Source organism: Bradyrhizobium sp. CB1717, assembly GCF_029714325.1.
Taxonomy (GTDB): Bacteria; Pseudomonadota; Alphaproteobacteria; order Rhizobiales; family Xanthobacteraceae; genus Bradyrhizobium.
On record NZ_CP121666.1, the window covers coordinates 749,898 to 776,285 of the forward strand.

27 protein-coding genes are annotated in these 26,388 nt (G+C 65.5%); 14 read left to right on the top strand and 13 right to left on the bottom strand.

The genetic code is table 11. From position 1 onward, the window contains the following. Positions 1 to 74: 74 nt before the first annotated feature. The 4 genes from QA649_RS03450 to QA649_RS03465 form a co-directional block, all read right to left on the bottom strand. Positions 75 to 1,577, bottom strand: a complete 1,503-nt coding sequence (locus tag QA649_RS03450; RefSeq protein ID WP_283022973.1) for a murein L,D-transpeptidase family protein — start codon at positions 1,575 to 1,577, stop codon at positions 75 to 77. A gap of 500 nt (positions 1,578 to 2,077) precedes the next feature. Continuing rightward, the gene (locus QA649_RS03455; protein WP_283022974.1) at positions 2,078 to 3,040 is read right to left on the bottom strand and encodes an acetyl-CoA carboxylase carboxyltransferase subunit alpha; all 963 of its coding nucleotides are present in this window, start codon (positions 3,038 to 3,040) and stop codon (positions 2,078 to 2,080) included. 274 nt (positions 3,041 to 3,314) lie between these two features. After that, entirely contained in the window at positions 3,315 to 4,274 is a 960-nt protein-coding gene (gene xerD, locus QA649_RS03460; RefSeq protein WP_283022975.1) for a site-specific tyrosine recombinase XerD, read from the bottom strand. Positions 4,275 to 4,291: 17 nt separating this feature from the next. Next, positions 4,292 to 4,438, bottom strand: a complete 147-nt coding sequence (locus tag QA649_RS03465; RefSeq protein ID WP_283022976.1) for a histidine kinase — start codon at positions 4,436 to 4,438, stop codon at positions 4,292 to 4,294. 207 nt (positions 4,439 to 4,645) lie between these two features. On the opposite strand from QA649_RS03465, the gene QA649_RS03470 reads away from it, so the two are divergent. The 3 genes from QA649_RS03470 to QA649_RS03480 all read left to right on the top strand — a co-directional run bounded on the left by QA649_RS03470 (position 4,646) and on the right by QA649_RS03480 (position 7,813). Further along, complete coding sequence (locus tag QA649_RS03470; RefSeq protein WP_283022977.1) at positions 4,646 to 5,269, top strand: shikimate kinase; 624 nt, start codon at positions 4,646 to 4,648, stop codon at positions 5,267 to 5,269. After that, positions 5,266 to 6,414, top strand: coding sequence for a 3-dehydroquinate synthase (aroB, locus tag QA649_RS03475; RefSeq protein ID WP_283022978.1), 1,149 nt, complete (start codon positions 5,266 to 5,268; stop codon positions 6,412 to 6,414). Before QA649_RS03470 ends, aroB begins: the two co-directional genes overlap by 4 nt. 94 nt (positions 6,415 to 6,508) lie before the next feature. Continuing rightward, a complete protein-coding gene (locus QA649_RS03480) occupies positions 6,509 to 7,813 on the top strand; it encodes an HlyC/CorC family transporter (protein ID WP_283022979.1) in 1,305 nt (434 codons plus the stop codon). A 91-nt stretch (positions 7,814 to 7,904) separates the two neighbouring features. Here the strand turns inward: QA649_RS03480 and QA649_RS03485 are convergent, their stop codons facing one another. After that, a complete protein-coding gene (locus QA649_RS03485; RefSeq protein WP_283022980.1) occupies positions 7,905 to 8,174 on the bottom strand; it encodes a BolA family protein in 270 nt (89 codons plus the stop codon). A gap of 106 nt (positions 8,175 to 8,280) precedes the next feature. Here QA649_RS03485 and QA649_RS03490 point away from each other — a divergent pair, with 106 nt between their 5' ends. Beyond that, positions 8,281 to 8,913: a DnaJ domain-containing protein gene (locus QA649_RS03490; protein WP_283022981.1), complete on the top strand. Its 633-nt coding sequence runs from the start codon at positions 8,281 to 8,283 to the stop codon at positions 8,911 to 8,913. Positions 8,914 to 9,214: 301 nt separating this feature from the next. On the opposite strand, the gene QA649_RS03495 is transcribed toward QA649_RS03490, so the two are convergent. Beyond that, positions 9,215 to 10,309, bottom strand: coding sequence for a citrate synthase/methylcitrate synthase (locus tag QA649_RS03495; RefSeq protein ID WP_283022982.1), 1,095 nt, complete (start codon positions 10,307 to 10,309; stop codon positions 9,215 to 9,217). A gap of 82 nt (positions 10,310 to 10,391) precedes the next feature. Between QA649_RS03495 and QA649_RS03500 the strand changes: the two genes are divergently transcribed. Beyond that, on the top strand, positions 10,392 to 11,621 hold the full coding sequence (locus tag QA649_RS03500) for a citrate synthase family protein (protein ID WP_283022983.1): 1,230 nt from the start codon (positions 10,392 to 10,394) through the stop codon (positions 11,619 to 11,621). A gap of 30 nt (positions 11,622 to 11,651) precedes the next feature. Here QA649_RS03500 and QA649_RS03505 read toward each other — a convergent pair whose 3' ends face one another. Next, on the bottom strand, positions 11,652 to 12,623 hold the full coding sequence (locus QA649_RS03505; protein ID WP_283022984.1) for a LysR family transcriptional regulator: 972 nt from the start codon (positions 12,621 to 12,623) through the stop codon (positions 11,652 to 11,654). Between the two features lie 111 nt (positions 12,624 to 12,734). On the opposite strand from QA649_RS03505, the gene QA649_RS03510 reads away from it, so the two are divergent. Both QA649_RS03510 and QA649_RS03515 read left to right on the top strand, forming a co-directional pair. Continuing rightward, complete coding sequence (locus QA649_RS03510; RefSeq protein WP_283022985.1) at positions 12,735 to 13,469, top strand: SDR family oxidoreductase; 735 nt, start codon at positions 12,735 to 12,737, stop codon at positions 13,467 to 13,469. A 55-nt stretch (positions 13,470 to 13,524) separates the two neighbouring features. Further along, positions 13,525 to 13,920, top strand: a complete 396-nt coding sequence (locus tag QA649_RS03515; protein WP_283022986.1) for a nuclear transport factor 2 family protein — start codon at positions 13,525 to 13,527, stop codon at positions 13,918 to 13,920. Positions 13,921 to 13,931: 11 nt separating this feature from the next. On the opposite strand, the gene QA649_RS03520 is transcribed toward QA649_RS03515, so the two are convergent. Further along, entirely contained in the window at positions 13,932 to 14,588 is a 657-nt protein-coding gene (locus tag QA649_RS03520; RefSeq protein WP_283022987.1) for a DedA family protein, read from the bottom strand. A gap of 295 nt (positions 14,589 to 14,883) precedes the next feature. Here QA649_RS03520 and cobS point away from each other — a divergent pair, with 295 nt between their 5' ends. The 6 genes from cobS (at position 14,884) to QA649_RS03550 (ending at position 21,258) form a co-directional block, all read left to right on the top strand. Next, the gene (gene cobS / locus QA649_RS03525; RefSeq protein WP_018643488.1) at positions 14,884 to 15,882 is read left to right on the top strand and encodes a cobaltochelatase subunit CobS; all 999 of its coding nucleotides are present in this window, start codon (positions 14,884 to 14,886) and stop codon (positions 15,880 to 15,882) included. A 3-nt stretch (positions 15,883 to 15,885) separates the two neighbouring features. Further along, positions 15,886 to 16,296, top strand: coding sequence for a GNAT family N-acetyltransferase (locus QA649_RS03530; protein ID WP_283022988.1), 411 nt, complete (start codon positions 15,886 to 15,888; stop codon positions 16,294 to 16,296). Further along, entirely contained in the window at positions 16,293 to 18,200 is a 1,908-nt protein-coding gene (gene cobT / locus QA649_RS03535) for a cobaltochelatase subunit CobT (RefSeq protein ID WP_283022989.1), read from the top strand. Before QA649_RS03530 ends, cobT begins: the two co-directional genes overlap by 4 nt. Then, positions 18,197 to 19,267 (top strand): esterase-like activity of phytase family protein, encoded by a 1,071-nt coding sequence (locus QA649_RS03540; RefSeq protein ID WP_283022990.1) that lies wholly within the window; start codon positions 18,197 to 18,199, stop codon positions 19,265 to 19,267. Before cobT ends, QA649_RS03540 begins: the two co-directional genes overlap by 4 nt. A 205-nt stretch (positions 19,268 to 19,472) precedes the next feature. Beyond that, positions 19,473 to 20,585, top strand: a complete 1,113-nt coding sequence (locus tag QA649_RS03545; protein ID WP_283022991.1) for an NADH:flavin oxidoreductase/NADH oxidase — start codon at positions 19,473 to 19,475, stop codon at positions 20,583 to 20,585. Between the two features lie 265 nt (positions 20,586 to 20,850). Next, the gene (locus tag QA649_RS03550) at positions 20,851 to 21,258 is read left to right on the top strand and encodes a hypothetical protein (protein WP_283022992.1); all 408 of its coding nucleotides are present in this window, start codon (positions 20,851 to 20,853) and stop codon (positions 21,256 to 21,258) included. Positions 21,259 to 21,304: 46 nt separating this feature from the next. On the opposite strand, the gene QA649_RS03555 is transcribed toward QA649_RS03550, so the two are convergent. Together QA649_RS03555 and QA649_RS03560 are read right to left on the bottom strand one after the other, a co-directional pair. Then, complete coding sequence (locus QA649_RS03555; protein WP_026312067.1) at positions 21,305 to 21,550, bottom strand: PilZ domain-containing protein; 246 nt, start codon at positions 21,548 to 21,550, stop codon at positions 21,305 to 21,307. Positions 21,551 to 21,858: 308 nt separating this feature from the next. After that, positions 21,859 to 23,190 carry a DUF2235 domain-containing protein gene (locus tag QA649_RS03560; protein WP_283022993.1) on the bottom strand — a complete coding sequence of 444 codons (1,332 nt, stop codon included), beginning with the start codon at positions 23,188 to 23,190 and terminating at the stop codon, positions 21,859 to 21,861. Positions 23,191 to 23,318: 128 nt separating this feature from the next. Between QA649_RS03560 and QA649_RS03565 the strand changes: the two genes are divergently transcribed. Continuing rightward, positions 23,319 to 23,999 (top strand): hypothetical protein, encoded by a 681-nt coding sequence (locus tag QA649_RS03565; protein ID WP_283022994.1) that lies wholly within the window; start codon positions 23,319 to 23,321, stop codon positions 23,997 to 23,999. A gap of 199 nt (positions 24,000 to 24,198) precedes the next feature. On the opposite strand, the gene ftsZ is transcribed toward QA649_RS03565, so the two are convergent. From ftsZ to QA649_RS03580, 3 genes are all read right to left on the bottom strand, one after another. Next, the gene (ftsZ, locus tag QA649_RS03570; RefSeq protein WP_283022995.1) at positions 24,199 to 25,455 is read right to left on the bottom strand and encodes a cell division protein FtsZ; all 1,257 of its coding nucleotides are present in this window, start codon (positions 25,453 to 25,455) and stop codon (positions 24,199 to 24,201) included. Between the two features lie 52 nt (positions 25,456 to 25,507). Continuing rightward, positions 25,508 to 26,020, bottom strand: coding sequence for a hypothetical protein (locus QA649_RS03575; RefSeq protein ID WP_283022996.1), 513 nt, complete (start codon positions 26,018 to 26,020; stop codon positions 25,508 to 25,510). Between the two features lie 167 nt (positions 26,021 to 26,187). Next, positions 26,188 to 26,319, bottom strand: a complete 132-nt coding sequence (locus QA649_RS03580; protein WP_349254095.1) for a hypothetical protein — start codon at positions 26,317 to 26,319, stop codon at positions 26,188 to 26,190. Positions 26,320 to 26,388 lie beyond the last annotated feature (69 nt).

The window sequence follows — 26,388 nt, forward strand, 5'->3', positions numbered from 1 at the left end:
GAACGTGCCGCGTGCAACGGCGGCGCCTAAAATGCAGGAAGAACCGCTTTCGTCATGAGCGATTAGAGCGCCCGCTACTTCACCGCCCCGAAGCGGCTGTCGAACGAGTTCGACGACACCACCGGTGCCGCACCCGCCATCTGGCCGCTGTCAGCCGCGCCGTCCGAGACCGACGGCTTCAGCGCGGGGCGGGTCTGGGCGAGGCGCGTGTCGGGCTGCGGCTTCGGCGGTTCTGCCGGCTTGGCGGTAGCGACCGCCGGCTTCGGCGCGTCCTTCGACGTGTCGCGGCCAGGTACGAACCTCGTGACGGCAGCCTTCAGTCTCGACGCCGCGGTCGGCGGCGTCGTGGAGGTCGTGGCCGGAGCAACCGATGCGGTCGCTTGCGGCGGAGGCGTGGTCGCCGTCGTGTCGGCGGTGCCCATGCCCATCTTGCGGCCGAGGTTGGAGAAGAAGCCGCCGGATTTTTCGGCAGGCTGAGTCGCGGCGACGCGGGTGCCCGCGGCGGGCGCGCTGACGGCGACAACCGGCTCTTCCCGCGGCGCAGGCGCGGCCGCGGCCGCCTCGAGATTCGGCTTGGGCGGATTGACGTGTCCGGGGATCGTGCCCGGCGCCTTCGCCATCGCCAGCATCTGCAACGTGGTGCCTTCGGCGCCTTCCGACAGGCCGGTCGAGCCTTCCGGAATCTTGGCGGCGAAGATCTTGTTCATGCCGCCGTCGATGCCGGTGTTCATGCGCGCCACCGGCGTGCCCTTGGCGACCAGCTTGGCGTATTCGGCCTCGTCGCGCGACTGCTTCTCACGCACGGCGCTGGCGACGTCCTCGGGGATCACATAGGCCGGGCATTTCGCGGAAGCGTCGAACACCGGATCGCGCTTGGCGTCGGCCGGCTTCGTCGCGTCGAAGACATACTTCTTCTCGCAGAAATCGACCCTCGGCTCCTGCCGCGTCACCTCGAAATGATCATAGCCTTCCTTGATCATCTTCCAGAAGGCCATGTTCGGATTGTTCCGGTGCTTGGCCATGTTCACCGGCGTCATCTTGAACGGATAGGCCTGCAGCTGGAACGCCTTCTGGCCGCCGAAGAAGGACTCGCGGCCGAGCGAATAGATCTCGGCGATCTGCTCGTCGGTCATCGCGTAGCAGCCGCGCGAGGAGCAGTCGCCGTGCACCATCAGCTGCGAGCCGGTGCGGCCCAGCGCCTTGTCGAACGCGTTCGGGTAGCCGGTGTTGAAGGAGAGGTAATAGGCCGACTGCGGATTCATCTGGCCCGGATTGATCGAGTAGAATCCTTCCGGCGCCTGGCGGTCGCCTTCGCGCACCTTGGGGCCGAGGTCACCGGACCAGCGGCAAATCGGATAGGTCTTGAGCAGCGCGAACTGGCCGTTGCGAGCCTGCTTCCAGACCTCGAGCTCGGCCTCCTGCTTGAACAGGCGCACCAGGATCGGCGATTGCAGATCCATGTCCTTCTCGACCATCGCGGCGAGAAGCTTTGGCGGCACCGGCTGGTTGGCCTTGGCGTTGGTCGCGAGCGAGACCTGGTCGGTGTCGCAGCCGGACAGCAGGACGCCGGCCGTCATCAGCGCAACCGAAGCCAAGAGCGCGCGAGCAAGCGAACGAGAAATCAAGATGGACCCCACACCGTGCCGGGCAAGGAGCGCGAACCCCAATTCTTTTGAAGCATGATCCGACCGGAAAACCGCCCGCCGTGACGGGCTCGTTCAGACCACGCTCCAGCGCTTATGCCCTGAAGCCATTGATTAAAATTCTAACCTCTGGGTCATGTGGTCGCAACCCGGGCAGGGATCACGAGGGCGTTGGCCCAAAGGTGTGGTCAACAGAGACTTAAACCGGGACGTAACCTGGAACTGGGCCGGAACTTGGGCCTTGCGGCCAAACCGCCACTGAGATCGCCGATTTGGGCAAAAAAAGGGTTAACGCGGGGTTACCGGGGGCTCGAAAGGTCTCGTAGGGTGGGCAAAGGCGCGAAGCGCCGTGCCCACCGTCTAGCCACCTGCACCGCTCGGAATGGTGGGCACGCTTCGCTTTGCTCGCCCTACGAGACCGAAATCGAGGCGAATCAGCCCAATTTCCGGCCGATATCGAGGAATTTCTGCCGCCGCTGCTTGCGGATGGCGTCGCCGTCGAGGCCCCGGAGCTCGTCGAAGGCCTTGGCGATGGCATCGCCGGTGGTGGCGATCATGGCGGCGGGGTCGCGGTGGGCGCCGCCGACCGGCTCCTTCAGGATGCTGTCGATCACGCCGAAGCGGAGCATGTCCTGGGCGGTGATCTTCATGTTGTTGGCGGCTTCCTGCGCCTTGGTGCCGTCGCGCCAGAGGATGGAAGAGGCCGCCTCCGGCGAGATCACGCTGTAGATGGCGTGCTCCAGCATCAGCACCTTGTTGGCGGTGGTGATGGCGATGGCGCCGCCCGACATGCCCTCGCCGGTGATGATGGCGACGTTCGGCACGGTCAGCGCCATGCAGGCATCGGTCGAGCGCGCGATGGCTTCGGCCTGGCCGCGCTCCTCGGCGCCGATGCCGGGATAGGCGCCGGCCGAATCGGCGAGCGACAGCACCGGCAGGCCGAACCGCTCGGCCATCTCCATCAGCCGCACGCATTTGCGATAGCCCTCGGGCCGCGCCATGCCGAAATTGTGCCGGATCCGGCTCTCGGTGGAATCGCCCTTTTCCTGGCCCATCACGCAGATCGGCTCGCCGCGGAAACGGCCGAAGCCGGCGACAAGCGCCTCGTCCTCGCCGAACTTGCGGTCGCCGGCGAGCGGAGTGAATTCGGTGATCAGGCCCTTGATGAAATCGTTGAAATGCGGCCGCTGCGGATGCCGTGCGACCAGCGTCTTCTGCCACGGCGTCAGGTTCGTATAGAGGTCCGCCAGCGCCTGCGCCGCCTTATCCTCGATCCGGCCGACCTCGTCGCTGATGTCGGTGCCGGTGGCGGCGAGCGCGCGCAATTCGTCGACCTTGGAGTCGAGCTCGGCGACGGGCTTTTCGAAGTCGAGATAGCTGCGCATCTGGTCTTGCATCAACTCAGTATAGGGGGACGGGGCGAAAGAAGCGAAGCGAGGTTGGGGCGCGGAAAGAAGTGTAGCTTCTTCAACGAGTTGGCTTGTGCGATCGAGGCAGTCGGCCAAATCAGTCGTGAGGCCCCGGCTCTTTCTGCGGAGATGTGGCCGAAGTCAAGGCGGTTTCATCGGTTGCCCGTAGCCCGGATGGAGCGCAGCGCAATCCGGGAGGGTCTGTCCGCGAGGAGGGCGGCCCCGGATTACGCTTCGCTCCATCCGGGCTACGGGGCAGTAACTACTTCTCCGCCAGCGGATGCAGGTCGCGCACCAGGCTCTTGAGCCGCTCCTCGACCACATGGGTGTAGATCTGGGTGGTTGAGATATCGGTATGACCGAGCAGGGTCTGCACGATGCGCAAGTCGGCGCCGTTGTGCAGCAGGTGGCTGGCGAAGGCATGGCGCAGCACGTGCGGGGAGACCAGCCGGGCCTGCAGGCCGGAGGCAACCGCGAGCTCCTTGAGGTCGCGGGCAAAGTGCTGCCGCGTCAGATGCCCGCTCTCGCCGAAGGAGGGAAACAGCCATTTCGAGGCGGCGAGGCTGTCCTTCTTCTTTTCCGTCTTCGCGGCCTCCGTCGCCGCGAGATAATCCGCCATCGCCTGCCGCGAGGCGTCGTTGAGCGGCACAAGGCGCTCCTTGTTGCCCTTGCCGCGCACCACGATCATGCGGGCATCGCGCTTGGCCGCCGAGCGCGGCAGCGCCACCAGCTCGGAGACGCGCAGCCCCGTGGCATAGAGTACTTCGAGCAGGCAATAGAGCCGCAACGCCCGCAGCCGCTTCGACGGTGAGGCATCTTCCGCCTCACTCAATTCCTTGGCGCGGCTGAGCATGCGGTCGACATCCGCGATCGACAGCACCTTTGGCAGGCCGCGGCCGCGCTTCGGGCCGGATAGGATCGCCGCGGGATCGTCAGTGCGGATGCGCTCGTTCAACAGGAAGCGATAGAGATGCCGCATCGCCGACAGCCGGCGCGCGACGCTGGTGGATTTGAAGCCGCGGGTGTCGAGGTCAGCAAGGTAGTCGCGCAGGACTTGCGTCTCCGCGTCCGCGAAACTATGGCCGACACGGCCTAGAAATTCCGAGAAATCGGTGAGATCGCGGCGGTAGGCATCGAGCGTGTTGGGGCCGGCGCCCTGTTCCGCCGCGAGCATGTCGAGGAACAGGCCGGTGAGCTTGCTATCGGAGGGCTTTGCACGCATGCCCCGGAGCCTAGCTGCTATTTCTTGAGAAACTTATCCGGCGGGATCGTCACCGTCATGTCCCGCGGCTTCGGGTTGACGAAGTTCGCCAGCGCGAAGATCACGCCATAGACGATGCCGGCGATCACGGCGACGACCGTCAGGAAGCGGAACAGGCTGGGCATCGGTCTGGGGTCTCTGCAGGGGACTTGATATTGGACTTGATAGCGGGCTTGGCAGGCAAATTAACTAATGAAATCATCCAACATGTTCGCCGTTTCGTGGCAAGAGTCCTCTGGCGAGGCCCCCTGCGGGGTCGTATAGGTGGCCAAACCATGCCGCCTTTGGCGGCAGATCGAGCGAGATCCAGAGCGAGATCCAGAGCAATATCCATGTCCGACGCCGCGTTGCCGATTCCCGCTTCGCCCGAGGCCGACATCCTGTCGGCCCTGGGTGCGCGCTCGATCGTGCTGGTCGGCATGATGGGCGTGGGCAAATCCACCATCGGCCGCCGCATGGCTATCAGGCTCAAGCTGCCCTTCGTCGACGCCGACACCGAGATCGAGGCGGCGGCCGGCATGACCATACCGGAGATTTTCGAGCGCCACGGCGAGCAGCACTTTCGCGATGGCGAGGCCCGCGTGATTGCCCGTCTCCTCGAGGGCGGTCCGGTGGTGCTGGCGACCGGGGGCGGCGCCTTCATGCGCGAGGAGACGCGGACCCGTATCGCGGCCAAGGCGATCTCGATCTGGCTCAGGGCGGACCACGACGTCATCATGCGCCGCGTCCGCCGCCGCGCCGATCGCCCGCTGCTCCAGACCGCCGACCCCGAGGGAACCGTGACGCGCCTGCTCACCGAGCGCGAGCCGATCTACGGCAAGGCCGACCTCACCATCGCCTCGCGCGACGTGCCGCACGACAAGATCGTCGAGGAGTGCATCGAGACGCTGCACGCCCATCTCTGCGGCGAACAGTCCGCCCCTCCACCTGCCGATGTTGCGAGTGCCGCACGATGACTGCGCCGTTGAAACTTTCCGATCCGGTCAACGTCGACGTCGCGCTCGGCGATCGCGCCTATGACATCGTCATCGGCCGCGGCGTGCTGTCGTCGCTCGGCGAACGGATCGCGGCTTTGCGGCCGGGCTTGCGCACGGCGATCGTGACCGACCGCACCGTCGCGAAATACTGGCTTGAACCCACTGAGGCCTCGCTCGCAGCGAGCGGCATCCCGACCTCACGCATCGTGGTCGAGGAAGGCGAGATTTCGAAAACCTATGCCGGCCTCGAAAAGGTCAGCGAGGCCCTGATCGCCGCGAAGATCGAGCGCAACGATCTCGTCATCGCGCTCGGCGGCGGCGTGGTCGGCGATCTCGCCGGCTTTGCCGCGGCGATCCTGCGCCGCGGCGTCGATTTCGTGCAGGTGCCGACCTCGCTGCTGGCGCAGGTCGATTCCAGCGTCGGCGGCAAGACCGGCATCAACTCGCCGCAGGGCAAGAACCTGCTCGGCGCCTTCCACCAGCCGGTGCTTGTGATCGCCGACACCGCCGTGCTCGACACGCTGTCGCCGCGCCAGTTCCGCGCCGGCTATGCCGAGGTCGCCAAATACGGCGTGCTCGGCGACGAGGCCTTCTTCACCTGGCTGGAGAAGAACCATTCCGACATCTTCAAGGGTGGCTCGGCGCGCGAGCATGCGATCGCGACCTCCTGCCGCGCCAAAGCGGGCGTCGTCTCGCGTGACGAGCGGGAGACCGGCGAGCGCGCGCTGCTCAATCTCGGCCACACCTTCGGTCACGCGCTGGAAGCTGCGACGGGTTTCTCCGATCGCCTGTTCCATGGCGAGGGCGTCGCCATCGGCATGACGCTCGCGGCGCAGTTCTCGGCGAAGCTCGGCATGATCGGCGAGGCGGCCGCAGCGCGCGTCGAGCGCCATCTCATTGAGGCGGGCCTGCCGACGCGCTTGCAGGACATCGCCGGCTTTGCCCAGGAAGGGCTCGCCGACGCCGACGCGCTGATGGCGCTGATGGCGCAGGACAAGAAGGTCAAGCGCGGCAAGCTCACCTTCATCCTGCTCGAGGCTGTCGGCCGCGCGGTGATCGCGAAGGACGTCGAGCCGGCGCCGGTGCGCGACTTCCTGAAAGAGAAGCTGGCGCAAAAGGCCTGATGCGCGGCTGAGCTTTATTTCGCTAAAGCGTTTTCCAGCGAAGTGGATACCGGTTCGCGCCAGGAAAACGCGTCAGAAGTAACTAGAGTGGTGCATGGACTGGCTCGGATTCACCATCGTCGTCCTCTGCCTGCTGGTCTCGGCGTTCTTCGCCGCCAGCGAGACCGCGCTGACCGGCGCCTCGCGCGCCAGCATGCTGAGGCTGTCGAAACAAGGTCATCACGAGGCCGATGTCGTCTCCCAGCTGCTCGACATGCGCGAGCGGCTGATCGGCGCGCTGCTGCTCGGTAACAACATTGCCAATATCGGGGCGTCCGCGCTCGCCACCGGCATCTTCACGTCCTGGTTCGGCGATGTCGGCGTGCTCTATGCGACCGGCGTGATGACCGCGCTGGTCGTGATCTTCGCGGAAGTCCTGCCAAAAACCATCGCCATCAACGCGCCCGACCGCGTCGCGCTCGCCGTGGCGCGGCCGATGCGGCTGACGATGTATGTGCTCGGGCCGTTGTTGACGGTGGTCGAAGTCATCGTGCGCCTGCTGATGCGCCTGTTCGGCCTTGCCGGCGAGCATCAGGCGATCCTGTCGCCGACCGAGCGCCTGCGCGGCGCGGTCGACCTCCTGCACCACGAGGGCAAGGTCGAGAAGCAGGACCGCGACATGCTCGGCGGCCTGCTCGATCTGCGCGAGCTCCAGGTCTCCGACGTCATGATCCATCGCACCGAGATGATGATGATCAACGCCGACATGCCGCCTGACGATCTGGTGCGCGAGGTGCTGGCGACCGAGTACACCCGCATTCCGCTCTGGCGCGAGAAGCCGGAAAACATCATCGGCGTGCTTCACGCCAAGGACCTGTTGCGCGCGATCCGCGCCGCCGACGGCGACACCTCGCGCATCGACGTCTCCACCATCGCGCTGCCGCCCTGGTTCGTGCCGGAGATGCGGCCGCTCGCCGAGCAGCTCAAGGCGTTCCGCCGCCGCAAGACCCATTTCGCGCTCGTCGTCGACGAGTACGGCGAAGTTGAAGGTCTCGTGACGCTGGAAGACATTTTGGAAGAAATCGTCGGCGACATCTCCGACGAGCACGACGTCGTGGTCGCCGGCGTGCGCGCCCAGCCGGACGGCTCGGTCGTGGTCGACGGCTCGGTGCCGATCCGCGATCTCAACCGCGCCATGGACTGGCACCTGCCCGATGAGGAGGCAACCACGGTCGCCGGCCTCGTCATCCACGAGGCGCGCTCGATCCCCGACCGCGGCCAGAGTTTTACGTTCCACGGCTTCCGCTTCCGCGTCCTTCGCCGCGAACGCAACCGTATCACCGCGCTCCGTATTTCACCGGTGCCGCGCGAGGCGGAGATGGAAGAACCCAGGCCGAGAAGGGCCGGAACGTCGTTTTAGCTCCTCAGTCATTCCGGGGCGATGCGCAGCATCGAACCCGGAATCTCGAGATTCCGGGTTCGGCTCTTCGAGCCGCCCCGGAATGACCGAGCTAATTTTCCCCCGGCGCCTGTGCGTGGATCGCCAGCGCGTGCACGCTGCCGGAAAGTTCCGCGGCCAGCGCCGAATTTATCATGCGATGGCGCTCGATCCGGGTCTTCCCTTTGAAGGCGTCAGACACGATATAAACGCGAAAGTGCGTCTCGCCGCTCGGCCGATGGCCGGCGTGACCCTCATGCAAATGTGACTCGTCGACGACTTGCAGGCTTTCCGGGGTGAAAGCTTCCTGCAACTTGTTGCTGATAGTGTCGCGCATAGCCATGTTGTGCCATTCGGGTGCAGAGATCACGCCCCGTTATTTGCCGGGTTTGCAGCGAATTGCAATGTCAAGACTTGAAGGTTTTTGCATTGCGTAGTCAAAGTCAGCCATGCCGATCGATTCATCAAAGTTCTTCGACTCCATCCGCGTGAAGCCGCGAGGCAAGCAGCAGGAAGTGAAGCCGCGCGACACCGTGGTCAACTGCGAGTGGGCGGGCTGCGCCAACAAGGGCGCGCACCGCGCGCCGAAGGGCCGCGAGAACCAGCGCGAGTACTGGCACTTCTGCCTCGACCATGTGCGCGAGTACAACCAGAACTACAATTTCTTCTCCGGCATGAATGCCGACGCCGTCGCGCGCTACCAGAAGGACGCGCTGACCGGCCATCGCCCGACCTGGAAGATGGGCGCCAATGGCGGCAAGAAGGGTGCGGAAGCCGAGATCGATATGGCGTCCGATCCGTTCAGCATGTTCAGCGAGATCAACGGCCCCGCCAACTGGCGCAAGGGCCCGGACGCCCAGCCCAAGGCCGAGACGCGCAAGGTGATGAACGCCGAGCGCAAGGCTCTCCAGGTCATGGGCCTCGGTCCCGACGCCACGCTCGCCGACGTCAAGAGCAAGTACAAGGCGCTGGTCAAGCAGCACCACCCCGACGCCAATGGCGGCGACCGCTCCACCGAGGATCGCCTGATCGAGATCATCAAGGCGTACAATTATCTGAAGACGGTGGTGCGGGAGGCGTAGGGCCTCGCACTCTTTTCTTCCCTTCTCCCCTTGCGGGAGAAGGTGGCGCGAAGCGCCGGATGAGGGGTCTCTCCCCGCAGATTCGGTATCGTAGGGTGGGCAAAGCGAAGCGTGCCCACGTATTTTTTGCGATCGACAGAGATGGTGGGCACGGCGCAAGTGCGCCTTTGCCCACCCTACGATTCCTGAATGCTGAGCGCCGCCCGTAGCCCGGATGGAGCCCAAGCGTAATCCGGGGTCTTTCTTTTCGCAACGACGACTTTCCCGGATTACGCTTCGCTCCATCCGGGCTACGCATTCCCTACGCCTCCGGCATCGCCCCCACATAGGACGAGCTCGGCCGGATCAACCGCCCGGTGCGCTGCTGCTCGCGCGCATGCGCGGTCCAGCCGGCGCTGCGGGCCACCGCGAAGATCGGCGTGAACGCCTGCCGCGGGATCGCCAGCGCATCGAGCAGGATCGCGGTGAAGAACTCGACATTCGTCTCCAGCGGCCGGTCCGGATTCTTCTTGCGCAGCGCGCTGCGGATATAGGCCTCGACCTCGCCGGCGAACGGCAGATCGGTGCCGTTGGAGGCCAGCGCCTCGACCGCGGTCTTGAGCACGTCGGCGCGCGGGTCGCGCACGCGGTAGACGCGGTGACCAAAGCCCATCATGCGCTCGCCACGCGCCAGCGCCGCATCCACCCAGGGCTGGATGCGCTCGCGCGAGCCGATTGCGTCCAGCATTTCCAGCACCGGCTCCGGCGCGCCGCCATGCAGCGGACCCGTGAGCGCGCAATAACCCGCGGTCACCGCGGCAAACAGGTCGGCTTGCGTCGAGGCCACCACGCGCGCGGTGAAGGTCGAGGCGTTCATGCCGTGGTCGCTGGCGGTGACGAGATAGGCATCGAGCGCGGTGACCTCGCGTGCTGCGGGCGAGCGCCCATGCAGCATGCGCAGCGTATCGGCGGCATGGCTCACATTCGGATCGGGCGCGACCGGGTCGAGCCCCTTGGCGCGCCGGACCAGCGCGCCTGCGATCACCGGAAACGCGCCGACGATGGTCGCCTCATGCTCGAGCCCGTGCTCGGCGCGAAGGCCCGCGACCGCCGCGCGAAATCCGTCGACGATGCCCATGCCGCGCGTCGCCGGTAGCAACTCGTCCAGCCGCGCGAAGGCGCGCTCGCGTGCGGCGCCCAGGCTCGCCCGCACATTGGCTTCACTCAGGCTGGTCTTGCTGGCGCCGTTCCAGAGCCGGGCGGTGACGCCCTCAAAACTCGATTTGGCGGCGAGGCGGCCGACATGCTCGCCGGCGATGATCAGTTCGCCGCGCTCGCCGTCGACATGGCTCAGCACGGTTTCGGCCGCGGGAACGCCGTCCAGCCCGATCTGGCTTTTGGTGAGGTGGATGTTCATGGCCCAATCTCCCTTTTGCATTGCACGCAGGGAAAGGTCGGGCCTCTCGACAGATTGATCAATCTTGATTACATAAATCAATATGAAAAATTCTGGCGAGCTCTACCTCTCCGCCCGGGAAGCCGCCGCCGAGCTCGCGATCTCGCCGGCCACGCTCTACGCCTATGTCAGCCGCGGCCTGATCCGCTCCGAGCCGACGCCGGACTCGCGGAAAAACCGCTACCGCGCCGAGGACGTCCGCGCTCTGAAAGAGCGCCGGGTGCCCTCGCCGGAGCCGCGCGGCCTGCGCAGTTTTGATGCCGACCTGCCGGTGATGGACACCGAGATTTCGACCATCACCGAGGACGGCGCGATCTATCGCGGTGTGAACTGCGTCGATCTCGCCGAGAACGACACGCTGGAGCACACCGCGACGCTGCTCTGGGACGTCTCAGGCGTCGATCCGTTCGCGCCGGACAATCAGCCCGTGATGTCCGATGAGATGCGCGCGATCACGGAAGCCGCGCGCCGCGCCGCGCCGATCGATCGCGCCATCGCTGTGCTGGCGCTCGCATCTAGCGCCGATCCCCGCGCCTTCACCCGCGCGCATGATGGACGGGCGATGGTCGGTGCGCGCATTGTCCGCCTCCTGGTCGCGACCATGCTCAATGCGGAGACGTCTGCCGAGCCGTTGCACCAGCAGATCGCCAGAGCCTGGGCGCCCGACAACAGGCATGCGCCCGATCTCATCCGCCGCGCGCTGGTTCTGCTCGCGGAGCATGAATTGAACGCGTCCACCTTCACCGCGCGCTGCGCGGCCTCGACCGGCCTCAATCTTTATGATTCCGTCATCGCCGGTCTCGCCGCACTGAAGGGGCCGAAGCATGGCGGTGCCGGCGTGCTCGCATCGCAGCTCGTCAAGACACTGGTGGATCGCGACGTCGAGCCCATGGTCCGCGAACGCGTCGCGCTCGGCGAACGCTTTCCGGGCTTCGGCCACGGCGTCTACAAGCGCGGCGACCGGCGCGCGCAGTCGCTGCTCAATGCGCTCTCTCGCGCCGGCGCACCGCGAAAATTCACGCGCGAAGTGCCTGAAAGGATCGCGGAGGCGACCGGCGAACTCGTCAACATCGACTACGCGCTTGCGGTGCTCGTGCACGCGCTACGCCTGCCTGGAGGCAGCGAGCTTGCGCTGTTCGCAATGGCCCGCAGCGTCGGCTGGATTGCGCATGCCAGCGAGCAGTTGCAGTTCGGGAAGTTGATTAGGCCAAGGGCGCGCTATGTGGGACCTGCGCCGGGGCGGAGGGCGGGCGCTACGCCGCTGAAGGGCTAAGGGGGGCACCCATAAGTCCGCGAGCGAACCTCAAGGCTTCGGCCCTTTCGGAGTCCCCGACCTTGGGGTCTTAGTAAATACGTCGTCCCACGGCGGATCCGGCGGAAAAACCTCACCCAGGAACGCGACGAAGGCCTTCACGTTTGGATTGCCTCGACGGCTTTCCGGCCATAACGCGGTGATGCTGGTTCTAGGGACGACGAAATCTTGCAGGACGGGTACGAGTTCGTTGCGTCTGACATAAGGAGCTGCGACGAAAGTCGGCGTAACACCGATGCCACCGCCCGACGCAATGACGGTGGCCACAGCCTCGCTAACATCGGCGATGATGGCCGCGTCGGGCATGATCTCGACCAGGCGGTCGCCGATGAGGAAGGGCCAGCGAAATGTCTGGCCCGAACTCTGGAAGCGAAAGTTCACACAGTCATGGTTGACCAGTTCGTCGGGATGGATCGGCGTGCCGCGCCGGGCCAGATAGTCGGGGGAAGCGAAGGCGCAGATGCGGTGCGGCGCGAGTTGACGTGAGATCAGTCTGGAATCCGCGAGATCGCCGACGCGGATCGCGACATCGATGCCCTCTTCGATCAGATCAACGTAGCGGTCGCCGATCCGCAACTCGATCATGAGCTTTGGATAGCGCTGTCGAAAGCGTGGCAGGGCCGGCGAGAGAATGTTCACGCCGATAGGTAGCGGCGCGGCGATCCTCAGTGTGCCCGCAGGTTCGGAACGCGCCGCCACCGCCGCTTGCTCGATCGCGTCCGCCTCGCGCAAAAGCCGCAGCGTCCGCTCGTGCAGGTCCCGCCCCTCCGGCGTCAGAGTGAGCGAGCGCGTCGTACGGCTGAACAGGCGCAGGCCGAGGTGCTGCTCCAGCCGTTGCACGCTCTTGCTGATCGCAGATGGCGAGACACCAAGTGCACGCGCGGCGGCTGAATAGCTGCCAAGGGAGCCGGAGCGGGCAAACGCGATGAGGCCGGTCAGTCGATCGAGGGCGATTTGTGCCATGATGGAATAACAAAGCCGAAGATTGGCTCAATTTTCAAGTAAAACTCATTGGCCTAGGTTTCCATTCATCGGCGGCGCGTTGCGCGCCCGCTCTTGAAAGGACCGACTCCCGTGACCGACTCTGCTCCCCAGACCCTCAAATATCGCAACGTCGTCATCTTCGGCGGCACATCCGGCATCGGTCTGGCTGCCGCGCAGCAGGCCAAAGCGGCGGGCGCCAAGGTTATCGTTATTGGTTACGACCCCGTCGGAGCCGAGCGAGTTGCCGCAGAGAACGGATTCGCCGGCTGGCGGGCTGCGGATGTGACCAAGCCTGAGACCATTGCCGCAGCCCTTGCCGACATCCCGCAAGTCGACCATCTCGTTCTGCTTGCGGGCAGCTTCGTCGCAGGCAAAGTGTTGGAGGCAGATGTCGCCTACCTGCGCCGCGCCTTCGATGAGCGAATTTGGGCGGCCGTGCATGTGTTGCGAAGCCTTGGCGACCGGCTCGCTGCCGACGGGTCCGTCACGTTCATTTCCGGGGCCTTGGCCGATCGACCCAACGCATATGGCACGTCCGTGCTCGCGGCCGCCTCCGCTGCGATGGAGGCCTTCGCCCGCGGCCTTGCTCTGGAGCTGGCACCACGCCGCGTGAATACCCTGTCGCCTGGGACGATCGACACCCCGCTCCTCGCACGTACGCTTGGCGAGGGCCGTAATGGCTACGTGGCGGCGCTGAATGAAAAGCTTCCGCTGCACCGTGTTGGCACTGCGCAGGAAGCCGGGAATGCCGTGGTCTTCCTGATGAGCAACGAATTCATGAACGGCGAGACGCTGCATGTCGATGGCGGTGCGCGTCTGGTCTGATTGCCCCTGTGTCCGCGGCTTTGTTTCCGCGACGCCGCCCCAATAAGATGAGATTATGAAAGGCCGCGAGATGACGACCGACAATATCGATTTCGACCATCTGCTGCGCTCAAATCTGGAGCGCGTCTTCAACGAGCGGGACGACGACAAACGTCGAACCGCCATCGCCGAACTGTTCGTTGAGGAGCCCGTCATGTACGAGCCGACGGATATCGTTCAGGGACGGGCAGAAATTTCGCGCGTTGCCGCAAACCTTTTGAAGCAGTTCGGGCCGACGTTCCGTTTTATCCCGAACGGCGTCGCTGTCGGGCATCATGGCCTGGCGCATCTAGCTTGGCACGCAGGGCCCGAGGACGGGCCGGTCGCGGTGACGGGGGCGGATGTGGCCGAAATTGAAGGCGGCAAGATCGCGCGGCTATGGGTGCTACTCAATGTGCAGAAGAGCAAATAGCGTCGCCGCCTCTAGCCCCGCGGCTTTGCCGCCGCGACACCACCGTTCCGCCGGCGATAGATCCAGACCGCCACGCCCCCCACGATCGCCACGGCCACCACCGTCAGCATCCAGATATGCTTGCCGACGTGCCCATGGTGGTGCAGCCCGGCATATTCGTGCAGCGCCGTCACCGCCAGCACACCCGGCAGCACATGGGCGGGGGCCCAGACCAGGATCGCCGGGATGTTCACCGCATAGAATCTCGCCGGCGCCATTCCCAGCGCGCCGGCGGTAACAGGCACGAAGGCCCGGATCGGCGGCACGAAGCGGGCGAAGAACACCGCCCAGGTGCCGAAGCGGTGGAAGAAGGTCTCGCTCTCGGCGACCACGCGGGGATAGTTGGTCAGCGGCCAGGCGTTGAGGATCTCGCGCTGCCGCCGGTGCCCGATCCAATAGGCCGAGCCGTCGCCGAGCATGGCGCCGAGGGCGGCCGCGAGCAGCACCCATGGCAACTTCAGTTCGCCGCCCGGAACAAGGGCGCTCAGCGCCAGGATGATGGTCGAGCCGGGGATCACCGATCCCACCACCGGCACGGCCTCCAGAAGGGCCGCCAGGAACAGGGTCAGATAGGCCAGCCACGCATGGGCCGAGACGAAGGCAATGAGGGGGTCGAGAAAGGACGTCACGTCGTCTCTGTGGCGGGCTGGGGCTTTTCGGTTCGGACCCTACATATGTAGGGCGAGGCGGCGAAAGTGCCATTTGCGTGGGCAGCCCCGTTACCCCGCCCGAAATTCGAGCGTGATTCGCAAGGCAGCCCTCCAAAAACTGCGTTCCTCACCTATCTAAATGAAAAGACAACGGAACTTTGATTGAGGGGCGGGCTTCTGCCGGCACGTTGTCTCTGATAGGTTCGAAAGTGCACCCAGCCGCAGCCAACGTGCAATAACTGGTCTCGGGATCGCCCGGGGCCTCGGAGGATTGATGACGACCGCCGCCATGTCCAAAGTTGAGGAAGTTTCCGGTCTGCCCGACATGAAGGTGTCGGTCCGCCAGGTGTTCGGGATCGACAGCGATCTCGAAGTGCCGGCCTATTCCGAAGTCGATCCTCATGTGCCCGAAGTCGATTCCGACTATCGCTTCGACCGCGCCACCACGCTCGCCATTCTCGCCGGCTTTGCCCGCAACCGCCGCGTGATGGTGACCGGCTATCACGGCACCGGTAAATCCACCCATATCGAGCAGGTCGCTGCCCGGCTGAACTGGCCCTGCGTGCGCGTCAACCTCGACAGCCACATCAGCCGTATCGACCTCGTCGGCAAGGACTCCATCGTGGTCCGCGACGGCAAGCAGGTCACCGAATTCCGCGACGGCATTTTGCCCTGGGCGCTGCAGAACAACGTCGCGCTGGTGTTCGACGAATACGACGCCGGCCGTCCGGACGTGATGTTCGTGATCCAGCGCGTGCTGGAAGTCTCGGGCCGCCTGACGCTGCTCGACCAGAACAAGGTGATCAAGCCGCACCCGGCCTTCCGCCTGTTCGCCACGGCGAATACGGTTGGTCTCGGCGATACCTCGGGCCTCTATCACGGCACCCAGCAGATCAACCAGGGCCAGATGGACCGCTGGTCGATCGTCACTACGCTGAACTATCTCAGCCATGACGAGGAAGTCGAGATCGTGCTGGCCAAGGCCAAGCACTATCGCACCCAGGAAGGCCGCGACATCGTCAACAAGATGGTCCGCCTTGCCGATCTCACCCGTAACGCCTTCGCCAATGGCGATCTGTCGACGGTGATGAGCCCGCGCACGGTGATCACCTGGGCGGAAAACTCCGACATCTTCGGCGATATCGGCTTCGCCTTCCGCGTCACCTTCCTCAACAAGTGCGACGAGCTCGAGCGTCCCCTGGTCGCCGAGTTCTACCAGCGCTGCTTCAATGCGGAGCTGCCGGAATCGGCAGTCAACGTGGCGCTCAGCTAGACCATGCCAAACATCACCGTCGAGCGCACCATTGGTACTACCAAGAAGGCTGTGCTCGCCGGGCTCGGCGCTTACAACGACGAGAAGTTTGGGAAGCAGAAGGTCAAGAGCATCGCGGTTTCGTTGAAGGACGGCCGCAAGATCGTCGGCGGCATCGTCGGGCACCTCTGGTCCACGGTTCTGTTCATCCAGTTTTTCTGGATCGACCAGAAGCAGCGCGGCAAGGGTCACGGCACGAAGCTGATCGCGGCGATCGAGGACGAGGCACGACGGCTCGGCGCGATCCGGGCTCATGTCGATACGATGAGTTTCCAGGCGCCGGGTTTCTATCGTTCCTGCGGGTACGATGAATTCGGCACCATCGACGGCTATCCCGGCGGCGTGACGCGCCATTCGTTTACGAAGTCGCTATGAGCACATCATCATCAAACTCCAAATTCCGTAGCACCAAGGAAGCGCCGACCGAGCCGTTCAAGCGCTCGGTCGCATCCTGCCTCAAGGCGATCGCGAAATCGCCCGAGCTCGACGTTTCCTTTGCCGCCGAGCGTCCTGGGCTTGCGCCGGGCAAGGCGCGGCTGCCCGAGCCGGCGCGCAAGATGACCAAGCGTGACGCCGCCATCGTGCGCGGCCACGCCGATTCCATCGCGCTCAAGATCGCCTGTCACGATCCCAAGGTTCACCGCAAGCTGATGCCCGGCAATCCGCAGGCGCGCGGCGTGTTCGAGGCGGTGGAGCAGGCGAGGGTCGAGGCGATCGGCGCGCGCCGCATGGCGGGCGTTGCGAAGAACCTCACCGCGATGCTCGACGACCATTTCCATCGCGGCAAGTTCGACGAGATCACCGACCGCGCCGACGCGCCGCTGGCCGATGCGCTGGCGATGCTGGTGCGCGAGCGCCTCACCGGCATGGCGCCGCCGACGGCCGCGAAGAAGATGGTCGATCTCTGGCGGCCCATTCTCGAAGACAAGATCGGCAGGCGGCTCGACCGGCTCGACGGCGTGGTCGAGGACCAGGCCAGGTTCGGCGACGCCGTGCATGATCTGTTGTCGGCGCTCGAGCTCGGCGACGAGCGCAACGCCGACAGCGAGGACGATGAGGACAACGACGAGAACCAGGACGGCGACAACGATCAGTCCGGCGCCGAAGGCTCGCCCGATTCCGATGCCGCGCAGGAAATGAGCGCCGACCAGGCGCAGGCGAGCTCGGAAGAGATGAGCGAGAGCGCGATGGAAAGCGCGCAGGCCTCGACCTCCGACACCTTCGACGACGGCGAGCTCGGCGACGACGAGACGCCGGGCGAGGCGACGCGTCCGAACGCGCATGGCAGGAACGAGCCGCGCGGGCCGGAATATCACGCCTTCGCGCCGAAGTTCGACGAGGTCATCGCGGCCGAAGATCTCTGCGACCATGACGAGCTGGAGCGCCTGCGCGCCTATCTCGACAAGCAGCTCGCGCATCTGCAAGGCATCGTCGCCCGCCTCGCCAACCGGCTGCAGCGCCGCCTGATGGCGCAGCAGAACCGCGCCTGGGAGTTCGATCTCGAAGAGGGCATTTTGGATCCCGCGCGCCTGTCGCGCGTCGTCACCGATCCCTATCACCCGCTGTCCTTCATGCACGAGAAGGAGGCGACGTTCCGCGACACCGTGGTGACGCTGCTGCTCGACAATTCCGGCTCGATGCGCGGACGCCCGATCACGGTCGCCGCGACCTGCGCCGACATCCTCGCCCGCACGCTGGAGCGTTGCGGCGTCAAGGTCGAGATCCTCGGCTTCACCACGCGCGCCTGGAAGGGCGGGCAATCGCGTGAGGCGTGGCTTGCCGCCGGCAAGCCGGCCAATCCCGGCCGTCTCAACGATCTCCGTCACATCATCTACAAGTCCGCCGACGCCCCCTGGCGCCGTGCGCGAAAGAATCTCGGCCTGATGATGCGCGAGGGTCTCCTCAAGGAGAACATCGACGGCGAGGCGCTGGACTGGGCGCACAAGCGCCTGCTGGCGAGGGCCGAGCAGCGCAAGATCCTGATGATGATCTCGGACGGCGCGCCGGTCGACGATTCCACGCTGTCGGTCAATCCCGGCAACTATCTCGAGCGGCACCTGCGCCACATCATCGAGGAGATCGAGACCCGCTCGCCGGTCGAGCTGATCGCGATCGGCATCGGCCATGACGTCACGCGCTACTACCGCCGCGCGGTGACGATCGTGGATGCCGAAGAACTCGGCGGCGCCATCACCGAGAAGCTCGCCGAGCTCTTCAGCGAGACCAACACCGCACCAACCCAGCCGGCCGGTCGCCCGCGACGCAAACTGCATTCGTGAGCACGCAATCATCCCGCCGCAGCTTTCTTGGCCACGCGGCGGCGGGATTTTCCACTCTCGCGCTCTCGCGCCTCGCGCAGGCGCAAGCCACGACGGAGCCGCCACCGCGCCCGCTCCAGGTCGAGCACGCCGTCGCTGAGCCCGTCAGCCTCGAGGTCAATGCACGCCCCATCCCGAATTTCGAGCCGCGCGACCGCTCGCGCACGCGCTTCGGCTCGCTGGAGTACCGCAGCGGCCTGGTGCTGACCTCGTCCTTTCGCGGTTTCGGCGGCCTGTCCGGCATCCGGCTCGACGCCAAGGGCGAGCGCTTCCTCGCGATCTCCGACCAGGGCGGCTGGTTCACCGGCCGCATCCGTTACTCCGGCGGCAAGATGGTCGGGCTCGACGAGGTCGAGGCCGCGCCGCTGCTGGGCGCGGAGGGGCGGCCGATCACCGAAAAGCGCATGTGGTGGGATTCGGAATCGCTGACGCGCGACGGCAATCTCGTCTATGTCGGGCTCGAGCGCGTCAACCAGATCCTCCGCTACGATTTTGCCAAAGGCGGCGTCCGCGCCCGCGGCGAGCCGATCCCGGTGCCATCAGGCGTTCGCAAGCTGCCGCACAACAAGGGGCTGGAGGCGCTGGTCCTGGTGCCGAAGGGCCAGCCCCTCGCCGGCAGCCTGATCGCGTTCTCCGAGCGCGGGCTCGACGCCGACGGCAACCTGGTCGCGTTCCTGATCGGTGGCCCCACGCCCGGCCAGTTCAGCGTGCGCCGCACCGAGAAGTTTGACATCAGCGATGCGGTGCTGCTGCCCTCCGGCGAGCTCCTGATCCTCGAACGCAAATTCTCCTGGTTCACCGGCGTCGACATCCGTATCCGCTCGATCCCCCTGAAATCCATCGCCCCGAACGCGCTGGTCGACGGCCCCGCGCTGTTCAAGGCCGATCTTGGTCAGGAGATCGACAACATGGAAGGCATCGACGCCCACGTCACGCCGGAAGGCGAGACCGTGCTGACGCTGGTGTCGGACGACAATTTCTCCATGCTCCAGCGCACCCTGCTGCTGCAGTTCACGCTGGTGGAGTAGTTCTCCGCCGTCGTCCTGGCTCCCGTGCGCAATCGTGCACTAGGCCAGGACGACGGCGGAGGGCGGGACAACCACCGTGATCATATGACGCGCGCAATGCATGGCGCCGCGGGCCGCTATGCTGCCCGCGCAACTGGCAATTCGCGTTTCCGCCACTAAACTTCATGCAATCGCTTTCATCCCTCATCCTGCCGGAACTCCTCGCATGAGCGCCCTGTTTTCCCCGATCAAGCTGCGCGGCCTGACGTTGAAGAACCGCGTCGTGGTTTCGCCGATGTGCCAGTATTCGGCCGACGACGGCGTCGCCACCGACTGGCACTTCACCCACATCAACAATCTCAGCCTGTCGGGCGCGTCGATGTTCTGCATCGAGGCGACCCATGTCGAGGCCATCGGCCGCATCACGCCGGGCTGCCTCGGGCTCTACAGCGATGCCTGCGAGGCCGCGCTGAAGCAGATCCTCACCTCGGTGCGCAAGCATTCCTCCACCGCAATCGGGATGCAGCTCGCCCATGCCGGACGCAAGGCCTCCAGCGCGCGGCCCTGGGACGGCGGCCAGCTGATCCCGGCGAGCGCAGGCGGCTGGCAGACGGTGGCGCCGTCGGCGCTGCCGCACAAGGAGGGCGAGGCCGCCCCGCTGGCGCTGGATAGCGCGGGCTTAAAACGCATCCGCGACGCCTTCGTCGACTGCGCCAGGCGCGCCGACCGGCTCGGCATCGACGCCATCGAGCTGCACGGCGCGCACGGCTATCTCATGCATCAGTTCCTGTCGCCGATCTCGAACCGGCGCACCGACGAATATGGCGGCTCGCTCGAGAACCGCATGCGCTTCCCGCTGGAGATCTACGACGCCGTGCGCGCCGTGTTCCCCGCCGACAAGCCGGTCGGCATGCGGGTGTCGTCGACCGACTGGGTCGAGGGCGGCTGGGATCTGGCGCAGACCATCGAATTCGCGAAAGCGCTGAAGGCGCGCGGCATCGACTGGATCGATGCCTCCTCCGGCGGCGTCTCGCCGCTGCAGAAGATTCCGCTCGGTCCCGGCTATCAGGTGCAGTTTGCCGAAGCCATCCGCCGCGAGACCGGAGTGACCACCATCGCCGTCGGCCTGATCTCCGAGGCAAAGCACGCCGAGGAGATCGTCGCGTCCGGCAAGGCCGACATGGTCGCGCTCGCCCGCGGCATGCTCTACGACCCGCGCTGGGGCTGGCACGCCGCCGCCGAGCTCGGCGGCGAAGTCGAGGCCCCGCCGCAATACTGGCGCTCGCAGCCACAGGCGCAAAAGGCGCTGTTCGGCAAGACCACGTTCGGGGCGAGATGAGGCGTTTCGCGCTGGCGGAGTATGTGGCGCCGCGCGCCACATAGTCCGTCATTGCGAGCGCAGCGAAGCAATCCAGAATCCCTCCGCGGAAAGACTCTGGATTGCTTCGCTGCGCTCGCAATGACGATGGGAGAGAGGCGTGCGCTACACGCCTAGGTCGGATCCCCGCAAGAGTTACCCCTCACGCATCCGTAACTCCCTCAACCTTCCACGCACCCCGAAACTGGCCTAACCTCTCGGCATCAACGCCTCACGGAGGCCGGCCATGCGGTTTGGTGTTCGCAAGACTGCCCACGTGTTCGAGCGCGTGGGCCTCGCGATGGCGGGGGCCGCGTGCGGGCTGTTCGTCGGCGCCTATGTCGGATCGGCGATCGCGCCGCTGACGACGCAGGGGTTCCTGCTGCTGATGATGCTGCTCGGCGCTGTCGGCTTCTATCTCGGCATCGACACGCCGCAGCTGCCGTTCGACGACGCCCACAGCAGCATCGACGCCGCGGAATTGCTGAGCTCGGCCGGCACGCTCTGCGCCACGCTCACCGCGCTCGCCTCCGTCGCCGTCATCGTGCTCCGCCTCGACCCGCACCTGGCCTGGACCTGGCTCGCCTTGCTCGGCTGGACCGGCGGCGTCGCCATGCAGATCGTCGCCGGCGCAAAAGCGCGGATGCGGAAGTAGCCCTCTTACCCTCCAGGGGAGGGTAAGCAGGCAGCGCACCAATCGCCTAAAACACCACGCCCACCCGCGTGCCTCGCTTCCACGCGATCCGGCAGCGCTTCTTGGTGTTCACGTGCAGCAGCTCGAAGCGGTCGGGGATCTGCACCTGGCCGCCGAGATCGACGCAGGCCCCGCCCGGCGAATAGTCGATCAGCGTGCAGGGAATCACCGGCGCGCGCGGGTCGGTGATGATCTTGGCCTGGCGGGACACGAGGCCTGCGGGTTTGACGCGGGCATATTTTCGCGGATGCATTGGCACATCTCCTCCAACTCCGCGGCTCGCGGCGGGCTCTGTGCAGGATGATGCAAAAGAGTTGATGCGATCCTGCTAAGGTCGGGATGAGAATTTTAATGAAAAGTGGCGGTGACTGGAGAAAGCAGCGGTAGCGTGGTGCGGAAAGCCCCGCCTCAATCTCCGCCGGGACGACGGCTGAAAGTGTTGCGCGACCCTGCCCACCACCGTCATTGCGAGCGCAGCGAAGCAATCCAGAATCCCACCGCGGAAAGACTCTGGATTGCTTCGCTGCGCTCGCAATGACGCGCGGAGAGGCCGCGGCCTCCTCACCCCGTCACACCCTCCTCCACCCCAGCCGCCGCCACATCCACCCCCGGCGGCACCGGCATTGGCACGGTGACGTAGTCCTTCGGCATGTTCACCGGCCGGTAGCCCGGCTCCACCGCCATCCGCTTCAGCACGCTCTCATGCACATGCGCGCCCTCGGGGATGAGGCGCGGCTCGCAATCGGGGATGTAGAGGCCGAAAGTGACCTTCCGCTCCGGCCATTCCCGGTACTTCGCGTTCTTCGGCAGATACTCCAGCACCCGCCAGGCCGCATTCATCGAATTGTGCAATTCGCCCGTCTTCCCCGTGTAGGCGGGCGGCACATATCTAAACGGCGAGTTCTTGCGCTGGACGCCCCAGGCGAGCTGGTTCACGGTGCGCGGGTTGAACTTCAGCCCGGCCTTCTCGGCCTCCTCGATCATCCAGATCAGCGGATACTTCGATTCCCCGCTTTCGGCCTCCGCATAGCCGCCGCCGACGTCGCAATGCACGCCGGCGAACCACACCTGCAGGATGTCCTGCGCCACCTTCTTCTCGTCGGGCACGTAGCGGTTGCTCCAGTATTCCTGCGGCTCCCAGTACTTGTTGAGGCGGAACATGCGCCGCCGCTCGTCGATCGCGATCGCCTGCCGGAAGATGTTGACGCTCGGATTGCGCCGCGTGAATGCGAGCTCCTCCAGGCTGAACACGAAGAAGAAATTGTCGCGCCGCGGCACGATCACGCTCGCCACCGTGTCCCACACGCCGATGAAGTGGATGGTCGGCCAGCGGGTCGAGGTGATGCGCGCGAATTGGGCGGCGAGGTCGAATTCGTCCTTCGGCAGCGGCCCCTGGTCGTCCACAGTGACGTCGCTGAGGTCTTCGACGTCGTTGCCGCGCCCGGTGCCGGAATATTGCTTGTAGGCGACCATGCCGCTGCCTGCGAGGTTCACCTGCTCCGGCGAGATCAGACCGATCTTGTGAATGAGCCCCGCCAGCACCCGCACGGTATAGGCACCGCGCGAAAAACCGAACAGATAGATCTTGTCGCCCGGCGCGTAATGCTCGACCAGGAAGCAATAGGCCGAGAGCACGTTGTCATCGAGCCCGTAGCCGGTCGCGAGCCCCAGCACCAGATTGACGTCGGCCTTGATCCGGTGCCACGTCGTGGGCTCCGTCACCGTGCCGACCCCGGGATCGTAGAACACCATCTGCCTGGGGTGCGTCCTGTCCGTCTTGCGCAGGCAGCGATAGAGCTTCAGGACGTTGGAGATGTTCTCCGAGATCTCGTTGCCGGTCCCGTCACAGCAGATGACGAGGTTTTTCGGCTCTGGCTTGTGGTCGTGCTCCACGGGCTGTGCCTCCGGGTGATGCTACCGGGGCGAGTATAGCGGCATGCAGCCCCATGGCCACATCGTCTGTTGACATTAACCCCTTGTTAACCATGCGGTCGCCTAATGTTGACGATGGGGGGATCACCATGTCGGCCCATGTGACGCGACCGAGTTTGATGCCTGTTTCGGCCGATCCGGCCATCCGGTCGGTGGCGAGGCTGGCGGTTCGCGCCAGGGCCGTCCTACAGGGCAAAGCGCCTGTCCTACGGAGCAAAGCCATGTTCGGAAAGGACGACTTAGTGGACAATCTCAGCCGCGATCTCGATCGCGCGCGCGGAAGACGGGATGCGCTCGCATCCGAAGCCACGACCCTGACGGCCCAGATCGCCGAAATCGAAGCCCGTCTTTCGGAGGAAAAGAAAAGGCGTGAGCGTGAGCGCGTCCTGAGCGAGGTCGAAGCGATCAAGACGCGAATCAAGCAAGCCGCCGGCGCGTTTGCTCCTGTCGTCGATGGTCTCTCCAGGGCGGTCGAGCAGGCTGCGGCGGTCGTGCCCGAGGCGCGCGAGCTCAATAGTTTCCTGGTGTCGGTGGCGACCGAGATCGACAGCGTGCTCGATCCCCTCTTGCGCGAACTGGATCAGCGCGCGGATGCGGTGCGAACCGGACAGGCAGCGCTGGACCTGCCGAGTTCGGCCATCGAAGCGCCGCCCGTCGAGCTGCCAAAGGACACCAACGAGCGCCTGCTTCGTTTTCCGGCGTGGCTGTCCCGCGACAAGGAGACGGACAGGAAGGACACCGCCGAGAGCCCGCGCAGCACGGCGGCGTGAAGCACCGGCACGCTGCGCACGCTCTACGCCGTCATTCCGGGGCGCGCCTCTTGGCGCGAACTACGGTGCGCAATTGCGCACCTGAGAATCCATCCCTCAACAGTCACTGTGGCCAAATGGATCCTCAGATGCGCAATTGCGCATCATAGCTCGCGACTTCGTCGCGCCCCGGGATGACGATCTATTGTTGGGCCACCGCTCAGTTGGCGGCGCGGCGCAGGAAGGCCGGGATATCGAGAACGGCCTCGTCGGGCGCATTGCGCGCAGGGGCGCGGCCGTAAGGATCGAGCGGCTGAAGCGCCGCCTGCGGCGCATAGTCCAGACCCGGCCTTGCCGGCGGCCCCACGGGGTGGTGCGGCTGCGGGCGGAGCGGCGGGCTTCCCGCTTGCGGAAGGGGTGCGCTGCGCTCGATGCGATCGGCGATGCGGCGGCCGTCGTTGCGCAGCCTGCCGGCGAGCTGGGTGAGGGCGGTTTCCACCGGTTGCGCCTGCGCCGGGTCGAGATTGTCGATACCGGTCGCCACCACCGAGACGCGGACGATGCCTTCGAGGCTTTCGTCGAACGACGCGCCGACGATGATGTTGGCGTCCGGGTCGGCCTCGTCGCGAATGCGGGTCGCGGCTTCGTCGACCTCGTACAGCATCAGATCCTTGCCGCCGGTGATGGAGATGATGAGGCCACTGGCACGTTTGATCGAGGGATTCTCGATCAGCGGATTGGAGATCGCGGCCACGGCGGCGGCGAGCACGCGCTTCTCGCCGGAAGCCTCGCCCCGTCCCATCATGGCCTTGCCCTTCTCCTTCATGACGGAGAGGACGTCGGCAAAATCGAGATTGATCAGGCCTTCCTTGACGATGAGGTCGCTGATGCAGGCCACGCCCGAATAAAGCACCTGGTCGGCAAGGGCGAAGGCATCGGCGAACGTGGTCTTCTCGCTGGCCACCCGGAACAGGTTCTGGTTCGGGATGATCAGGAGGGTGTCGACCGTCTTCAGCAGCTCCTCGATGCCGGCCTCGGCAAAGCGCATGCGGCGCTGGCCCTCGAAGTAGAACGGCTTGGTGACCACGCCGATGGTGAGAATGCCGAGCTCGCGCGCGATCCTGGCGACGATGGGTGCAGCCCCGGTGCCGGTGCCGCCGCCCATGCCGGCCGTCACGAACACCATGTGCGCGCCGGTCAGATGTTCGCGGATCGTGTCGATGACCTCCTCGGCTGCGGCGCGTCCCAGTTCCGGCTGCGAGCCGGCGCCGAGGCCTGCGGTGACCTTTGTGCCGAGCTGGATCAGGCGCGCCGCCTTCGACATGGCCAGCGCCTGCGCGTCGGTGTTGGCGACCACGAACTCGACCCCTTGCAGCCCGGCCGTGATCATGTTGTTGACGGCATTGCCGCCTGCGCCGCCGACGCCGAACACGACGATGCGGGCCTTCATTTCATGGATATCGGTATTGCCTGCCATTTTTCCCTCGCGATTGGTCCGGCAAGCCGGGGATTAAAGAAAGTCTCGAGTGCTACCTGCTAGCCGCGCGGTCTGCTTTGACGATGGAGGCGGCCAGATGTCCCAATCGACGCGCGGCGTATCCCGCGATCGTCCCGCCAGGGCGGCGATCGCTCCGCAGCGCCGTCACTTCGTCTTCCAGTCGTGCCGCCCATGCATTGGCGGCCGTCGTTTCGGCGGCCGCCTGCTGCAGCTCGACGGCGAGGCGATCGGCGCGCTCGCGCTCGCGCTCGAACACGGCCCTGTAGGCGGTCGCGACGTCTTCGAGCCGCGCGATCTCCGCCTTGAAGGCCTCGGTCTTGACGGCCTCGATCCTTGCCATGGAGTCGACGATGGGGTCTGCCCGGCGGGCACGTCGCGGGCGGGGGGTGTACCGGAGCTCGGCGAGATCGACGCTCACCAGGGCCTTGCCGTCCTCCGAGCGCGAGCGCGGCAGGCGGCGACGTCTCGCCAGCGACCGCGCGGCCTCGCGCGAGATATTGAGGCGGGCACTGAGATCGGCATACGTCAACAACGCAACGCACATCGGCGCTTCTCCTGGAGCGAACCGGGAAGGCATTTCGAGCTAATGATGGCTGGACGATTGCCGCAGGCTAGGCTGCGTTGGTTAATGGAGGGTTAACGGGCGCGGGGGGTGTTTACGGGTGCCCGTCACGAGCCGACCCCGGGGTCGTAAAACACCATCTGCCGCGGCTACGTCTTGTCCGTCTTGCGCAGGCAGTGATGGAGCTTCAGGACGTTGGAGATGTTCTCCGAGATCTCGTTGCCGGTGCCGTCACAGCAGATGACGGGGTTTTCCGGCTCGGGTCTGGCTGAGTGCTCCATGGGATGCGCCTCCGGGTGATGCTACCGGGGCGAGAATAGCGGAAGAGGGGAAGTGCAGGGACAAAGTTG

Bases quoted from the DNA above. Each gene is read 5' to 3' on its own strand.
- QA649_RS03450 (WP_283022973.1), bottom strand. From the start codon at position 1,577: ATGACGGCCGGCGTCCTGCTGTCCGGCTGCGACACCGACCAGGTCTCG.
- QA649_RS03455 (WP_283022974.1), bottom strand. From the start codon at position 3,040: ATGCAAGACCAGATGCGCAGCTATCTCGACTTCGAAAAGCCCGTCGCC.
- xerD (WP_283022975.1), bottom strand. From the start codon at position 4,274: ATGCGTGCAAAGCCCTCCGATAGCAAGCTCACCGGCCTGTTCCTCGAC.
- QA649_RS03465 (WP_283022976.1), bottom strand. From the start codon at position 4,438: ATGCCCAGCCTGTTCCGCTTCCTGACGGTCGTCGCCGTGATCGCCGGC.
- QA649_RS03470 (WP_283022977.1), top strand. From the start codon at position 4,646: ATGTCCGACGCCGCGTTGCCGATTCCCGCTTCGCCCGAGGCCGACATC.
- aroB (WP_283022978.1), top strand. From the start codon at position 5,266: ATGACTGCGCCGTTGAAACTTTCCGATCCGGTCAACGTCGACGTCGCG.
- QA649_RS03480 (WP_283022979.1), top strand. From the start codon at position 6,509: ATGGACTGGCTCGGATTCACCATCGTCGTCCTCTGCCTGCTGGTCTCG.
- QA649_RS03485 (WP_283022980.1), bottom strand. From the start codon at position 8,174: ATGGCTATGCGCGACACTATCAGCAACAAGTTGCAGGAAGCTTTCACC.
- QA649_RS03490 (WP_283022981.1), top strand. From the start codon at position 8,281: ATGCCGATCGATTCATCAAAGTTCTTCGACTCCATCCGCGTGAAGCCG.
- QA649_RS03495 (WP_283022982.1), bottom strand. From the start codon at position 10,309: ATGAACATCCACCTCACCAAAAGCCAGATCGGGCTGGACGGCGTTCCC.
- QA649_RS03500 (WP_283022983.1), top strand. From the start codon at position 10,392: ATGAAAAATTCTGGCGAGCTCTACCTCTCCGCCCGGGAAGCCGCCGCC.
- QA649_RS03505 (WP_283022984.1), bottom strand. From the start codon at position 12,623: ATGGCACAAATCGCCCTCGATCGACTGACCGGCCTCATCGCGTTTGCC.
- QA649_RS03515 (WP_283022986.1), top strand. From the start codon at position 13,525: ATGAAAGGCCGCGAGATGACGACCGACAATATCGATTTCGACCATCTG.
- cobS (WP_018643488.1), top strand. From the start codon at position 14,884: ATGACGACCGCCGCCATGTCCAAAGTTGAGGAAGTTTCCGGTCTGCCC.
- QA649_RS03530 (WP_283022988.1), top strand. From the start codon at position 15,886: ATGCCAAACATCACCGTCGAGCGCACCATTGGTACTACCAAGAAGGCT.
- cobT (WP_283022989.1), top strand. From the start codon at position 16,293: ATGAGCACATCATCATCAAACTCCAAATTCCGTAGCACCAAGGAAGCG.
- QA649_RS03545 (WP_283022991.1), top strand. From the start codon at position 19,473: ATGAGCGCCCTGTTTTCCCCGATCAAGCTGCGCGGCCTGACGTTGAAG.
- QA649_RS03550 (WP_283022992.1), top strand. From the start codon at position 20,851: ATGCGGTTTGGTGTTCGCAAGACTGCCCACGTGTTCGAGCGCGTGGGC.
- QA649_RS03555 (WP_026312067.1), bottom strand. From the start codon at position 21,550: ATGCATCCGCGAAAATATGCCCGCGTCAAACCCGCAGGCCTCGTGTCC.
- QA649_RS03565 (WP_283022994.1), top strand. From the start codon at position 23,319: ATGTCGGCCCATGTGACGCGACCGAGTTTGATGCCTGTTTCGGCCGAT.
- ftsZ (WP_283022995.1), bottom strand. From the start codon at position 25,455: ATGGCAGGCAATACCGATATCCATGAAATGAAGGCCCGCATCGTCGTG.
- QA649_RS03575 (WP_283022996.1), bottom strand. From the start codon at position 26,020: ATGTGCGTTGCGTTGTTGACGTATGCCGATCTCAGTGCCCGCCTCAAT.
- QA649_RS03580 (WP_349254095.1), bottom strand. From the start codon at position 26,319: ATGGAGCACTCAGCCAGACCCGAGCCGGAAAACCCCGTCATCTGCTGT.